General features: G+C 37.9%; 13 protein-coding genes. 5 read left to right on the plus strand and 8 right to left on the minus strand.

Annotation, left to right across the window (positions count from 1 at the left end):
* The first annotated feature begins 1 nt into the window (after position 1).
* The gene (locus ES948_RS03885; protein WP_152183631.1) at positions 2-739 is read left to right on the plus strand and encodes an endonuclease/exonuclease/phosphatase family protein; all 738 of its coding nucleotides are present in this window, start codon (positions 2-4) and stop codon (positions 737-739) included.
* Positions 740-746: 7 nt separating this feature from the next.
* Complete coding sequence (gene miaA / locus ES948_RS03890; RefSeq protein WP_152183632.1) at positions 747-1,646, plus strand: tRNA (adenosine(37)-N6)-dimethylallyltransferase MiaA; 900 nt, start codon at positions 747-749, stop codon at positions 1,644-1,646.
* On the opposite strand, the gene aguB is transcribed toward miaA, so the two are convergent.
* A complete protein-coding gene (gene aguB, locus ES948_RS03895) occupies positions 1,618-2,466 on the minus strand; it encodes an N-carbamoylputrescine amidase (protein WP_152183633.1) in 849 nt (282 codons plus the stop codon). The two genes, miaA and aguB, sit on opposite strands and share 29 nt — an antisense overlap.
* Positions 2,467-2,476: 10 nt before the next feature.
* Positions 2,477-2,755: a peptidylprolyl isomerase gene (locus tag ES948_RS03900; protein WP_152183634.1), complete on the minus strand. Its 279-nt coding sequence runs from the start codon at positions 2,753-2,755 to the stop codon at positions 2,477-2,479.
* Positions 2,756-2,907: 152 nt separating this feature from the next.
* Between ES948_RS03900 and ES948_RS03905 the strand changes: the two genes are divergently transcribed.
* The gene (locus tag ES948_RS03905) at positions 2,908-3,408 is read left to right on the plus strand and encodes a hypothetical protein (protein WP_152183635.1); all 501 of its coding nucleotides are present in this window, start codon (positions 2,908-2,910) and stop codon (positions 3,406-3,408) included.
* Positions 3,409-3,445: 37 nt separating this feature from the next.
* Here ES948_RS03905 and ES948_RS03910 read toward each other — a convergent pair whose 3' ends face one another.
* Together ES948_RS03910 and ES948_RS03915 are read right to left on the minus strand one after the other, a co-directional pair.
* Positions 3,446-4,204 (minus strand): TIGR01458 family HAD-type hydrolase, encoded by a 759-nt coding sequence (locus ES948_RS03910; protein WP_152183636.1) that lies wholly within the window; start codon positions 4,202-4,204, stop codon positions 3,446-3,448.
* Between the two features lie 136 nt (positions 4,205-4,340).
* Positions 4,341-6,590, minus strand: coding sequence for an AAA family ATPase (locus tag ES948_RS03915; protein ID WP_152183637.1), 2,250 nt, complete (start codon positions 6,588-6,590; stop codon positions 4,341-4,343).
* 325 nt (positions 6,591-6,915) lie between these two features.
* Between ES948_RS03915 and ES948_RS03920 the strand changes: the two genes are divergently transcribed.
* Positions 6,916-7,896 carry a HaeIII family restriction endonuclease gene (locus ES948_RS03920; protein WP_152183638.1) on the plus strand — a complete coding sequence of 327 codons (981 nt, stop codon included), beginning with the start codon at positions 6,916-6,918 and terminating at the stop codon, positions 7,894-7,896.
* Positions 7,893-8,993: a DNA cytosine methyltransferase gene (locus ES948_RS03925; RefSeq protein ID WP_152183639.1), complete on the plus strand. Its 1,101-nt coding sequence runs from the start codon at positions 7,893-7,895 to the stop codon at positions 8,991-8,993. Before ES948_RS03920 ends, ES948_RS03925 begins: the two co-directional genes overlap by 4 nt.
* Before the next feature lie 65 nt (positions 8,994-9,058).
* Here the strand turns inward: ES948_RS03925 and ES948_RS03930 are convergent, their stop codons facing one another.
* The 4 genes from ES948_RS03930 to ES948_RS03945 are packed head-to-tail and all read right to left on the minus strand — an operon-like array spanning position 9,059 to position 13,979.
* The gene (locus ES948_RS03930) at positions 9,059-10,342 is read right to left on the minus strand and encodes a M16 family metallopeptidase (RefSeq protein ID WP_246153817.1); all 1,284 of its coding nucleotides are present in this window, start codon (positions 10,340-10,342) and stop codon (positions 9,059-9,061) included.
* Positions 10,343-11,395, minus strand: a complete 1,053-nt coding sequence (locus tag ES948_RS03935; protein ID WP_152183640.1) for a dehypoxanthine futalosine cyclase — start codon at positions 11,393-11,395, stop codon at positions 10,343-10,345.
* Positions 11,380-11,568, minus strand: coding sequence for a hypothetical protein (locus tag ES948_RS03940; protein WP_152183641.1), 189 nt, complete (start codon positions 11,566-11,568; stop codon positions 11,380-11,382). Before ES948_RS03940 ends, ES948_RS03935 begins: the two co-directional genes overlap by 16 nt.
* Entirely contained in the window at positions 11,568-13,979 is a 2,412-nt protein-coding gene (locus ES948_RS03945; RefSeq protein ID WP_152183642.1) for a multiheme c-type cytochrome, read from the minus strand. Before ES948_RS03945 ends, ES948_RS03940 begins: the two co-directional genes overlap by 1 nt.
* Position 13,980 lies beyond the last annotated feature (1 nt).

Below are 13,980 nucleotides of genomic sequence, written 5' to 3' on the forward strand. Positions count from 1 at the left end.
AATGTTTGCAACAAGAACCTCTCTTCAAAACACACTCCATGCAAAAAAGCCTCTTGCTTGCAGATTCTCTCTGTTAGTCTGGAATCTACATAAAGAGAACCAAACAGAGGCTTTTGAGAAAAAATTTCATGCATTGATGCAGAGTTATCCGAGTGATATTTTACTTTTCCAAGAGGTAAAATACCCGAAAAAATCAACTTTTTTCTTCCATAAACACGCCTACTTTCTTGCTGCAAATATAGAGACAAAACATCACTGCTACGGTGTCTGTACTGCCACAAACTTTGCACTTGAAGCGATTCAAAACAGACGCACGACAAAAAAAGAGCTTGGTTTTATCACACATAAAAGTCTGCTTATCACCAAACATCAAATCTGCAGTAATAAAACGCTTCACATTGTCAATCTACACGCTATTAATTTTGTAAGCCATAAAATTTTTGCTGATGAATTAAAGAAAATAACCACCACTATTGCAAAACTTGACGGCGCACTCATTGTTGCAGGGGACTTTAACAACTGGAGCAAAAAACGATTTGCACTTCTGCAAGCATTTCAAAAAGAGCTCTCTTTAGAGAAACTTGAGCCTGAAAATCCACACCATATAAAACGTATCTTCTCTCAAGAGATTGACCATATCTACTATCGTGGTATCAAAGTTCTCCGTGCAGAAGCCATTGATACAAAAGATATCTCTGACCATAATCCTCTCTATGCAGAGTTTGAACTTGTGTTATAATCCGCTTATGAAACAACTAGCACTCATCGGTCCTACTGCTTCGGGAAAAAGTGATCTAGCCATCAAAATCGCTAAAGAGATAGATGCTTACATTCTCTCTATCGATTCACTCAGTATCTATAAAGAGATAGATATCGTTGCCGCAAAACCCTCTAAAGAGGAGCTGCGTGAGATAAAGCATTTTGGTATTGATGAACTCTGGCCAAATGAGCACTTTAGTGTGGAGATTTTTATACGGCTCTACCATGATGTTGTACGAAAATGTAAAGAAGATGATAAAAACCTCATCATTGTCGGTGGTACCTCATTTTATTTGAAATCTCTGCTCGATGGGCTCTCTCCTCTTCCAGAGATTACAAAGCTCACGCAGGAGCGTGTCAAAGAAAAGCTCCAAAATCTCACACGTAGTTATGAAGCGTTACTTACAAAAGATGCAGCATATATGCAAAAAATAGCATCCAATGATCGCTACCGCATCGAAAAAGCACTGCTTATCTTAGAAGCATCAGGAATGACACCTAGTGAGTGGTTTTCAAAAAATCCTGCCAAGCCGATTATAAAAGATTTGCCAATTTTCAACATCGATGTGGAGCGTGAAGTGTTGCGTAAGCGTATTACAAAAAGAACGCAGCAGATGTATGATATGGGACTTATCGATGAAGTGGCATATCTCGAACAAAAATATACACGAGTTCCAAACGCTATGAAAGCCATCGGGATTGTAGAAGTATTGGACTTTTTAGATGCAAAGATAGACAAAGAAGAGATGCTCCAACTCATCTCTACCCATACTGCTCAGCTTGCAAAACGACAACAGACCTTTAACCGCTCACAATTTCAAGATATCACTCATGCAAAACTAGAAGATTTGGAAGATATTATTCTTCACACAACTTTGCATACATAGTACTTCTTCTATCACGCAGAAGTCCCCAGTACTCTCTTTGTTTTGCATTCTCTTCAAGGTCAAATTCAGCGCAGAGTATCTCCTCTTTGTCACGTGAGGCTTCGGCTATTTTCGCACCTGTATAGTCAGTAATGAATGATGAACCGTAAAAAGTAAGCTCACAGCTCTCACCCACTTCCACTCCATAACGATTTGCTACCACGACGGGTACCGTATTTGTCGCGGCATGTCCCATCTGTACTCTTTGCCAGTGTTCTTTTGAGTCCAGATGGATCTCCGGCTCACTTCCGATGGCTGTGGGATAAAAAATAATCTCTGCACCCATCAGTGTCAATGCTCGTGCAGTTTCACAAAACCACTGATCCCAGCATATTCCCACGCCAATTTTCCCATACTTTGTCTCATAGACTTGAAAGCCGGTATCACCCGGTTTAAAGTAGAACTTCTCCTCATAACCCGGACCATCCGGAATATGTGTCTTTCGATAGTTTTGCATCAATGTACCATCAGCATCGATAACAACAAGTGAGTTAAAATACTCTGCATCGGCCTTTTCAAAATAAGAGACCAATAAAACAACCCCAAGCTCACGTGAGAGTGTTTGAAACTCTTTTATAAGTCTGTTATCTTTCAGAGGAGCAGCCCATGAAAAGTACTTTGCATCCATATCTTTACAGAAGTAAAGCCCTTCAAAAAGCTCCGGTAAAAGTATGATATTTGCACCATTTTTAGCAGCCTCACGCACGAGTCTTTTTGCCTTATTTACATTTGCAGATTTATCTTCACTCATACTCATCTGAATCGCTGCTACTTTTACCATTGATACTTCCTTAACCTCTCGCAGTTACTTCTAAAAGATGATAACCAAACTGTGTCTGAATCGGTCCATAAACCACACCGACATCTCCGTTAAATACCGCCTTGTCAAACTCAGGCACCATCTGTCCTGGTCCAAACTGACCTAAATCACCACCGTTTCTTGAAGATGGACATGTTGAGTACTGTTTTGCAATCTCACCAAAATCCGCTCCGTTTTCTATCTCCTCTTTTAACTCATTACACTTCGCTTCACTCTCTACTAAAATATGTCTTGCTGTTGCCCATGCCATATGATGGTACTCCTTTGATTTTTTTCATCCAAATTCTACAATAAAATTGCTTACTTTAGAAACTATTAAAGGAGTTAAGTAAATATAATTCGTATTATAATCTCAACAACACTTTAGTAGACTTACATAAATCGAATCATACGGGAGAAAATATGAAAAAAATTATCGCTATCTTGGCAATTACACTGCTTTTTTTAGGATGTAGTTCAAAATCAGAAGAGAACAAAAATGTAGAGGCAAAACTTGCAGTAGGCAAAAGTTTGACAGACATCAAACTTAAAGACCAAAATGAAAAACCGGCAACTATCGCGGCAGATACAAAAATCGTTTTCTTCTCTTTTTCAAAACCGACAGGACACGCTTGTAATGAATTTTTAGAGTCAAAACCTGCCAATTTTCTAGCAGAACATAAAGCTGTTTACGTTGCAGATGTCAGTGCAGCACCGGGAATTATCAAAAGTATGTTTATCTTACCTGACTTAAAAGAGTTAAAATTCCCAATCCTTCTTATCAATGATGACAAACTCTCAGCAGAGTTCACAAAAGAAATGAATAAAGAGAGCATCGTTGTTGTTACTCTTGATAACTTAAAAATTACAAATATTCAAAATCTCAAAGATGCATCAGAGCTAGAAAAGCTCTTCACTAAATAAAAAACTTCTTTGAAATAATCTGACAATATCGTTGGTTTTAAACTTCTAGAAAATCAGCGATAGAGTCTATAACACTATCAGGATGAACTCCAAGGTCCAGATCTTTCAAATTAAACTTACCTGTTTTTACCAGTACAGCCTGCAGTCCGGCTTCCTGTGCACCCCGAATGTCACCTTCGATATCATCTCCTATCATCATGCACTCATTCGGTTTTACTCCCAAATCTTCACATGCCAAATGATAAAATGAACGGCTTGGTTTTCCCAAAAGCTGTGAACTTTTTGCAGCACCATACTCCAAAGCTGCTACAAAACAACCAGCATCCATACTCAATTTGTTATCTGCATCTTTAAAATAGCGATTTTTTGCAATGGCAACCAGCTGGGCATCTTCCATAAGCATACGAAAAGCACGATTAAGATTCTGGTATGAGAAGTTTTCCTGTGCATCGCCCACGACAACATATTTTTTAGGATACTGCTGCAGATCAGTAAAAAACTTCTTTGCATCCTCTGTCAACAAAAACTCTGCCGAACTTTTCTCGTTTTCCAAAAATCGCTTCGTTATATCTAGAGCAGTAATGAGTTCTTGCGCATCTATATCAAAGCCCATCTTTTGAAGCTTTTCTACAACCTGAGAAGAAGTTTTTTGGGTTGTGTTAGTTAAAAATCGGATGGGGTACTTTTGTTTTATGGCATTCACTGCTTCAATGGCACCGTCAATGGGCTTATCTCCAACATACAAAACACCACCAATGTCACATAAAACAGCTTTTATCTTAGAACTGTTTAGCATAAGAGACTCCTTTTGCAACTAAGCTCTTACTCTAATCATACATCCTTCTGTATCAATCTTTTCTTTAGAAAATAGATTAAGGGCACCTCTAAAAACTCTAATCATCCTCAGAAGGCTAGAGTTTTTAGAGGTGCCCTTAACTTTTCCCAAGTTCTAAAAGCACGGTATCACGCTCTGTTACTGCCACACGTCTGCAGGCTGACTCAAAAGCCCCACTCTCGCCTATGATGATACAGCGATGTTTTGAGCGTGTGATGGCTGTATAGATAAGCTTCGTGTTGTGCATGATAAAATGCGTAAAACTCATTGGAATAACAACAATGTCATACTCCATGCCCTGTACTTTGTGGATTGTCAAAGCATAGGAGAGCATCAGGTATGCTTTTAGCTCATCATACTCATACTTTACAACGATATCTTCATTTGGGTAAAAGACATAGGCCTGTTCTTCCTCTTCATCGATGCGAAAGAGCAGTCCGCTCATACCATTAAAGACTCGTCTTTCATTTGAGTCTTCCCCCATTTTAAACCCTTCAGAACTCCATGAGGTCATATTCTCATTTTTGGTATGCACGACCTTGTCCATTAGACGAAACTCTAACTCTCCACGCTTGATGCACTTTTTAGGATTGGGGTTAAAATACTCCTGCAAAATTTTGTTGAGATTGGTCGTACCAAGCGTGCCGCCCTTCATCGGCGTAATGACCTGAAAATAGTTTAGATACTCTTTTATCTGCTTATTGTTCAGACGATAGCGTGCTTTTTCAATGCTTGCTACTACACGGTGCAACATCTCGGCGATGATATCTTGAGAGTTCTTCTCACGTAGCTCTTTAAGCTCCTCTTGCGTGAGCTGATTTTTCAGAGCATAATAGTTGGCAATATTGACATCTACAAATTCAAAATCCTCATACACACCTTTATACTGTGGTACTTCACCCTGTCGGATCTGATTGGCAATGAGCGTAATGGCCTGATCTTCACTCTGTCTGTATATCTGCGTGAGCTTTACAATGGGAGCAAGATTGAGAGTAAGCACGTCACTCAGCACATTTCCAGCCCCAATAGGCGGTAGTTGCGCATCATCCCCTACAATTATAACAATGGCTTTATTTGAGATTTTCCCCATTAAGCGTGCAAAGAGTGTCGAGTTTATCATCGAGGCTTCATCAATGAGAACTACCGAGTAGGGAAACTTGTCTGATTCTTCATGTTTAACAAGCAGTGACTGAATCGTAGCAGACTCAAACCCTGTTGTATCACTAATGCGCTGCGCTGCAATACCACTAAGTGCACAGGTAATAATCTCTTTGTTGTCATAACGGGTATTTAAAAGCTCTAAAATCGTCTTGGAAGTTGTGCTCTTTCCTGTTCCTGCATAACCAACCAAGAAAAGGATGCTTGCACCATTGTTGATGATCTCAACTGCTTTTCGCTGTTGCTCACCAAGTTTCAGCTCTGAATCTACCAAAAATGCGTCGAGATCTTTTACAAATCCCCCACTGTCAAGCTTAGCTCGCTTGGTAAAAGTATCATACAAAAACTTCTCTGCATCATAAAGCCGTGCAGGAGAGAGTCTATCGTGCTGCATAAGGACAATGCTTCCCTCACTCACACGCTCAACCAAAGCCGCTTCATAAAGATACTCTTTTTGATAAAAACCAAGCAGCTCATCAAGTCCGCTAAAGAGCAGTGACTTTTCAATACAGGAGTTTCCATTTGCTTCACAATATTCTAAAAGCACATAATCCATCGCCGAGCTGATACGGTTTTCATCCTCAGCACTGACACCCATCTTCAGTGCCAACTCATCAGCCCGTTTAAAGCCGATACCGGAAATGGAAGTTAGTATATAAGGATTTTCTTTGATTTTAGAACAGGGCTCACTCACATCTTTCATAGCAGTTGCAATAGTAGTTAGGAGTGTTGGAGAGACATTATAAGGGCTTAAAAACTCACCAAGCTCACGCATCGAGCGAAACTTTTTCCAAGAGGTTTGAATCTTTTTGAGTCGCTTCTCTTTGATGCCTTTAAACTCCAACAACCGCTCAATGTCATTGTCTAAGATATTGACAAGCTCTTCTGAACCAAAATGCTCTATAAGATCTGCTGAGAGTTTCTTGGTAAAGCCTTTGATGATTTTGTTGAGAAAGAAAAAGAGTTCGTTTTGATTTACCTTTATGGAGTCAAACTTAAAGGTGCGTCCATACTTCTTATGCTCATGCCACTCACCCTCTAGCGTAATAGCAGAACCTTTGATGTTCTCAATGGCACTCTCATAGTAAACACCACTGATTTTCTCACCGGACTTTAGTACCGCAATAAAAAAACCGTCATCCCCCTCAAAAAGAACCCTGTCAATCTGCCCTATAAGTGTCTGTGCCATGCCCTGCCGTTTTATTTTTTTATAAATGTTTATACCATATTAATTTCGTAACTCTTATTAAAAAATCTTGTAACCATAACATTCACAACTTCACTCCTTTAAGAAACAGTTGGTATATTATTACTGTTTTTTGGACATTAACACACAATCAATATTTAAGAATAATAGTAAAAATCTCAAAAATTAATTAAAAACTTTGCAATTTGACATATTTCTAAAAATCCAATAAAATTGGTATATACTTCTTTTTTATTATAAGCTAACATTTATTCTAAAGAGAGTTTTTGTTATCATAACAAATCTTAAATAATTAATTGGAAATTTGATGGGAAAAGAATCAACTCAAACAAAAAATGGAAAAGCATTTGAATATGCCATTTTAAAAGAATTTCAAGAAAAACTACAACGAGGTACAGCAGTAGAAGTTATAGAAAATAAAGCATATATAACAGCAAAAAAACATTTTGACTCATTTGGTACACTTATACAAAGTGAATTCTCTCTTTACGCTAGTTTTGCAGTAAATTTTTTAATTGATATTGAACCTAGACTATCAAATAGCTTTGATGATAATGACATTTTACAACTAGAAATATTAACAGATGATAAAGGTAAAGATGGAGATGTAAGAGATATTGTTGCTATTCGTTTATTACAAAAGTGGGAAATAGGAGTATCTGCGAAAAACAATCATAAAGCTATAAAACATTCAAGACTTTCAAACAAAATTGATTTTGGAAAAAAGTGGCTTGGAATACCTGTATCTAATATTTATTTTGATGAAGTAAAACCTATCTTTGATTCTCTTGATAAAATGAGAAAAGAAAGTAATAAAACAAAAACTTGGGAATCCTTAGGAGATTATCACACATCCATATATCACCCAGTATTAGAAGCATTTAAAAAAGAATTATTCAAAATATATAACACTAATCCAGCAAAAGTTGCTTCTACTTTAGTAGAATACCTAATAGGAAATAAAGATTTTTATAAAGTTATCAAAAGTAAACATAATATAGAAATTCAAGCATATAACTTACATGGAACATTAAATCTGCCATTTAAAGAAATTATTCCTAAGTTTAAAATACCTCAAGTAAATTTACCCACTAAAATAATTAGTATTAACTATAAAAAAGACACTAAAACAACGCTTATCATAAAACTAAATAATGACTGGGAACTTTCATTTAGAATACATAATGCAAGTTCAAGAGTTGAACCATCTTTAAAGTTTGATATTAACTTATTAAAAGCGCCAAAAACTTTATTTACAAATAAACTTTCAATTAAGGAAAGTAAATGAATATAATATCATTATTTTCTGGAGCTGGTGGATTAGATTTAGGTTTTGAAAAAGCAGGTTTTAAAACTATTTGGGCAAATGAATACGACAAAGAGATTTGGGAAACATTTGAAAAAAATTTTCCAAATACTAAACTAGATAGAAGAAGTATTGTTAACATTCCATCAAGTGATATTCCTGATGCTATTGGTTTAATAGGTGGACCACCTTGCCAAAGCTGGAGCGAAGCAGGTAAGCTTAAAGGAATAAATGATCATAGAGGACAACTATTTTTTGAATTTATTAGGGTTTTAAGAGATACAAGACCTCTGTTCTTCTTGGCTGAAAATGTTTCTGGTATGTTAGCAAGTCGCCATAGTGAAGCACTAGAAAATATTAAAAATCATTTTATTGATAGTGGATACAACTTATCATTCAAGCTTTTAAATGCTCATGACTATAAAGTACCACAAGATAGAAAAAGAGTATTTTTTATTGGATTTAGAAAAGATTTAAATATCACCTTTGAATTCCCAAAACCATTTTCAAAAAAAAGATTCTTAAAAGATGTAATTTTTGATTTAAAAGATAATGTTTTACCTGCGAAAGATAAAAATTATACAAATGGTGATGACTGTAAGATTGAAAATCATGAATTTATGACTGGTGGTTTTTCATCAATGTTTATGTCAAGAAATAGAGTCAGAAGTTGGGATGAACCATCATTTACAATACAAGCAGGTGGAAGACATGCTCCACTTCATCCGCAAGCTCCTAAAATGCAATTTGTGGAGCAAAATAAAAGAATATTTGTTCCTCATAGTGAACATTTATATAGAAGACTTAGCATTAGAGAATGTGCTAGAATTCAAACATTCCCAGATAATCATAAATTTTATTATAAAAATTTGAGTGCAGGTTATAAAATGGTAGGAAATGCTGTACCACCATCTTTAGCATATTATTTGGCAAAGGAAATACAAAAACAACTATTAAGCATATACCCTAACAAATCCTTGGAAATAATAGGTGAACCTATCTCTCAAAATTCAAATATTAATGACATATTATATATTCCTGATATATCAAAAAGTACTAAACAAACGGTTCACTTATAATTCAAGTCCACTGTTATCCATACCCCATAAGATAAAATCAAGTCTGTAAAGCAAAGAGTATCTCTTTACTTCGTCACAATAGCAAAAGACAATTCTAATATCTCTTTATGTGCTTTTATAAACTTGTTTAAGTCTGCAAGTTTAAGATTTTTAATCTTCTCTAGCTCTTCTTGAGAATGTCCCGGTTTAAAACCTTTATAGTAGTCCATAAAAGTACGGTTAAGGCGCTGGCTCATTGTCTCTACACGCAGTGGTTCACTTCCGAGTAAAAACTTCTTTGTCTGCTCTAACTCATCTGCGGTTACACCTTTTGCAACAAACTCTGCTATGACCTCTTTTACCGTCTCTTTTGCTTCATTTTGTGACTCTATCTTCGTTTGAAGGTAACCGTTAAAATAGCTTACTGATTTACTCACATGCACACGGGCATACGCAGAATATGCAAGTCCACGTTTTACACGTATCTCTTCCATAAGTCTGCTTCCAAAACCACCAGTTCCCAAGATAAATGTCGCTACTCTTGCTTTATAGTAATCTTCATCATTGACGGCCATATTGTATGGTGAACCAAAGTAGATATATGCCTGCTCTGTTGTGCGTTTTAAGATATCTGTCTTTGCATCACTGCTTGCTTCATAGTGAGGCAGTGGTTCAGATTTGCCCTTTGGCAAAATTTTAAGCACTTTTTTCATCTGCTTTTTGATATCTTCGATATCCACATCCCCACCAACGACTATAATAGCACGTGAGAGAACAAGATGCTCTTTTACAAAGCTCTCTACATCTTTTAGCTTGATGCTTTTGACACTCTCTAGTGTCCCAGCTGAGGGCTGTGCTAAAACCGTTCCATCAAAGAGCAGTTTTTTGAGTGCATTGGAAGCTACATAGTCATAATCATTTTCTTTGCGTGAGATTGCACCCATTGTCATCGTCTTTACTTTCTCTAATGAGCGTTTTGTAAAGTTTGGTTCTTCTAAAAGCATCTTGAGGTACTTCATACTCTCTTTAAACTGCTCATTAAGTGAGCCTGTATCAATAACAAAAGTTTCACTCCCCGTCGATGCTGAAATGTGAATAGCTTTGGACTCTAATCTTTCGGCAAATCCATTTGCACCCATCTCACGTGAGCCTTCATTGAGCATCTTTGCAGAAAACTTTGCAAGACCTGCTATCTTTTTGTCTGTTATACTTCCTGAATTTGTAAAAACTATCTGTGTATTTACAATCGGTAAACGCACATCTTCTTCAAAAATCAGAGGAATCGTTATCCCTTTAACTTCAATACTATCAATCTTTGCTGCCATTACAATCTGTCCTATCAATAAAAATGCTAATACTATTTTTTTCATCTACTCAAATATCTCTAAAGTCTCATAAGCAGTATTTCGAATCGCCGGTGTCTCACCTATATCTTTAATGAGGTGAACCATCTCATCTTTTGCCATGGAAAATGCAGCACCCGCAGAGCTTACAACATTCTCTTCCATCATAGTTGAACCCAAATCATTTGCACCAAAACGCAGTGCCATCTGTCCGATGTAAGGTCCTTGTGTTACCCATGAGCTTTGAATATTTACTACATTGTCAAGATAGAGCCGTGCAACTGCCAAAAGTCTTAAGTAGCGGTTTGATGATGGTTTTTCCATATCTGGAATGAGGCGTAAAAGCTCTGTATTTTGCCCTTGAAAGCTCCACATGATGAAGGCTCTAAATCCGCCTGTCTCATCTTGAAGACGACGAATCATATCAAAATGTTCGATGATATCCTCATCACTCTCTACTGTTCCATACATCATCGTAGCTGTACTTTTTATACCAAGCTTATGGGCTTTTCTATGGATGTCTACCCACACATCTGCATCAATCTTTTTAGGAGCGATGACATCTCGTACCTTGTCTGAGAGTATCTCTGCACCTGCACCCGGAATAGAAGCCAAACCTTTTGCTTTTAGACGCTCTAGTACCTCTTCAACAGAGATGCGTGAGACCTTGGCGATAAAATCTATCTCGATCGAGCTAAATCCGTGAATCGTAATTGTCGGATATTTTTGATGAATATGCTCTACCAGATCCTCATACCACTCGATTTTTAGTTTTGGATGCACACCGCCTTGAAAGAGTATCTGCGTTCCACCGATCTCTAACAGTTCATCTATCTTTGCATCTATCTCATCAAAGGTAAGTACATAGGCATCAGCATCTTTTTCATGTCTGTAAAAGGCACAAAACTTACAATCAACCCAACAGATGTTTGTATAGTTTATGTTTCTGTCTATGACAAAAGTAGTGATTCCTTTTGGATGGAGCTCACGCTTACGCTCGCTTGCCATCTTTCCTAAAGTTTTAAGATCTGCATTTCTGATTAGATCAAGTGCTTCTTCTTTGCTTAGTCTCTTTTGCATTGTCCCGCTTTTGTTGTGATATCATCAAGTGCTTTATTTAATTTTTGCACAAGTTTTGGTGCATCTATTATATTGTTTATCGTTGCATCAACACTGCAGTGACTCTCTTTTATGATCATATCATTTGCAAAGAGTGCAACTGCCAGACTCAACATGACTATCATTCTTTTCACTATTTCCATCCTCTACTCATTGGATTAATCGATTTTTGCTTTATGAACTTTCTATAGATAACATATAAAATCAGAAGTATTATAAACCCTCCACCTGTAACTTGAAGCAATGCACCAAGATTAAGTATCTTATTTAAAATTCCTTGATGTTCTTTGTTGTCAATTTTTAGCTCTGCCATCTGAGCAATATGCGTCATTGCCGATACAGCAAGGTTACCCTTTGGAATATCTTGGTGACAGGACAAGCATACTCCACGACGGTCAAGCTTGTCTCTTTCATCTTTTTGCAATGGATGCGAAAGCTTCCAGTGATGCCCTACCGTCATTAACTGTGTTGTATTTTCATCAACAAACTGTGAGTAATCATGTTTCAGATTTGGGATTGCTGGAATCTGCTCATCTACTTGTTTTGGTACTATCTTACCGTCTGCACTCATCAAGTCCATAATCGTTGTTTTGCTCGGATCAGCACCCAGCTTCCCACCACCGACACCGAGTCCAAGTGCCTTATCTGAAGTATGGCAGCTCTCACACGAACGTGCCTCTTTTTGAATGGTATGAGGTTGAACAGGAGCCATATCGATGGCATTTTGTCCCTCTTTACCTGTACCTTCTACATTTGGAATTTTAAAGATATAGTTTTGCAGTAGTGCTTTTCCATCTTTACCAATTACGGTAATAGTTGTCTGACACCCAGGAATAACAGGAGTTATACGTCCCTCCCCATTTTGTGCCAGAGCAGGATTTTCCCAACGCAGATAAGAGCGAGTCTCTGTTACCTTTCCAGGAACAAGGTACTTCTTCAGATCTCGCATACCACCTGTTGTTCCATGCATATCATGATCATGGGAGGCTTTTAGATAGTCCGGATTTTTTTTGCCTCCGCTGTAGTCAACTTTGACGTGACATCCGTAACATTGTGGTGCCCATGTTGCATGGCAGGTATAACACTCCATCTCAGATGTATGTGCTTCAACGACATCCATAGCAACGAGTGCCTCTTTTGAGAGTGCCTCTTCCTCTTTTAAAAGCTTAAGCGGTTTGAGTTCGATATCTTTGCCAGAAGCCAGATGCATGATGATTTTGTTGCCTTTTTTAACGGCTTTTGGAAGTGGATTTCCACGTGCTGTCAAGATGTAACCATCACCTTTGTCTTTTGGAAGGTAGCCCTGTTTGAGATATTTTGCAACTGTTTGTGTCACACCTCTTGGTTTTCCGACTTTTTCTTTTTCAGAAAATTCATCAGAGTACCCTATTGGCAATTCCCAAGGGTATTTTTTTGTAGTCCCGTGACAATCCTGACACTCTATCTCAACAGCTCCCAGGTTTGCTCCCGCTAAAAAACCGTCACCATGAAGGTCATTTGATGTATGGCAATCCTGACACAACATCCCTTTTTTGTAATGTACATCCTCTTTCATATGCAGGTAACGTTTCGTATGGAGCTTTGGCTGTCCATGTCCCTCGGCATCAAAAGTAGACTGATATTCTGTCTCCATAAGTCCCTGATAACTCACTCCAATGCGTTTTCCACGGTTATGACATGTTGAGCAGGTCTCAACCGGTACACCACTGTACTCTACATCATGGATCTTAACTTTTACCTTGCGTGAAGATTGAATCTGGTGCGAGAGCATATGACCGCGTTCTTTTTTCTTGATGCTTTTGTCATTACCTTCATAAAAGCCCTCATTTGAATAAGGAACATGACATGATGCACACCCGATTCCTCTATAATCACCTCGTCTGTAACGACCTTTACTTCCTGTATGACAACGCAGACACTCTTGACGGAGGTAGGTATAAACTGCAAGTGACGGGTCTTTGTGTATCTCTTCAACTGTAGGTGCGGCGGGGAGTTCTTTCATCTCTGTTGGAAAACCCTGCGGCTCCATCATTGCAAGCTTTTCCATATAGACCCGGTAAGTGTCCGTACCTAATCGTTTATGCGGATCGTCCGGATTTTTTGTTTTGTAGTTTCCATTGACATGGGTGTAGCCCTCTTTGGCACCAAAGCTCCACATCGCTCCTTGAATCTTTCCCTGTTCGGTCATCATCAAAGAGTTCATCTGTGCCGCTACCTGGTTAGGGTGACAAACACCACATGTATTTTGATTTATCCAAGAGCTTGCCGGTGCGGGATAGTACTCTTTTGGGCCTGGATTACTCTTAAAGTACTCTACTGTTCCTCTGTGTGCATACTTCTTACTTTTGCTTTTTGGATTTCCTCCATGACAGACGATACAGTCATTTCCAGGATGTCCAGCTTTCTCTGATATTCGCAAAATCGAGCGCATCATCGAAGAGTTTCTATCACGAATATCTTCGATGCCTTTATGACAGACGATACACTGATTTGCTCCAAAAGCATATGTTGCAAGAAGCACTGCAAGAAGAACGATTTTTTTCATA

The sequence above is a fragment of the Sulfurimonas indica genome (assembly GCF_009192995.1).
Taxonomy (GTDB): Bacteria; Campylobacterota; Campylobacteria; order Campylobacterales; family Sulfurimonadaceae; genus Sulfurimonas; species Sulfurimonas indica.

What these genes read in the sequence shown, in the direction of transcription:
- ES948_RS03935 (WP_152183640.1), bottom strand. Translation starts at nt 11,395, where the DNA reads ATGCAAAAGAGACTAAGCAAAGAAGAAGCACTTGATCTAATCAGAAAT.
- aguB (WP_152183633.1), bottom strand. Translation starts at nt 2,466, where the DNA reads ATGGTAAAAGTAGCAGCGATTCAGATGAGTATGAGTGAAGATAAATCT.
- ES948_RS03925 (WP_152183639.1), top strand. Translation starts at nt 7,893, where the DNA reads ATGAATATAATATCATTATTTTCTGGAGCTGGTGGATTAGATTTAGGT.
- ES948_RS03920 (WP_152183638.1), top strand. Translation starts at nt 6,916, where the DNA reads ATGGGAAAAGAATCAACTCAAACAAAAAATGGAAAAGCATTTGAATAT.
- ES948_RS03910 (WP_152183636.1), bottom strand. Translation starts at nt 4,204, where the DNA reads ATGCTAAACAGTTCTAAGATAAAAGCTGTTTTATGTGACATTGGTGGT.
- ES948_RS03930 (WP_246153817.1), bottom strand. Translation starts at nt 10,342, where the DNA reads ATGAAAAAAATAGTATTAGCATTTTTATTGATAGGACAGATTGTAATG.
- ES948_RS03905 (WP_152183635.1), top strand. Translation starts at nt 2,908, where the DNA reads ATGAAAAAAATTATCGCTATCTTGGCAATTACACTGCTTTTTTTAGGA.
- ES948_RS03885 (WP_152183631.1), top strand. Translation starts at nt 2, where the DNA reads ATGTTTGCAACAAGAACCTCTCTTCAAAACACACTCCATGCAAAAAAG.
- miaA (WP_152183632.1), top strand. Translation starts at nt 747, where the DNA reads ATGAAACAACTAGCACTCATCGGTCCTACTGCTTCGGGAAAAAGTGAT.
- ES948_RS03915 (WP_152183637.1), bottom strand. Translation starts at nt 6,590, where the DNA reads ATGGCACAGACACTTATAGGGCAGATTGACAGGGTTCTTTTTGAGGGG.
- ES948_RS03945 (WP_152183642.1), bottom strand. Translation starts at nt 13,979, where the DNA reads ATGAAAAAAATCGTTCTTCTTGCAGTGCTTCTTGCAACATATGCTTTT.
- ES948_RS03900 (WP_152183634.1), bottom strand. Translation starts at nt 2,755, where the DNA reads ATGGCATGGGCAACAGCAAGACATATTTTAGTAGAGAGTGAAGCGAAG.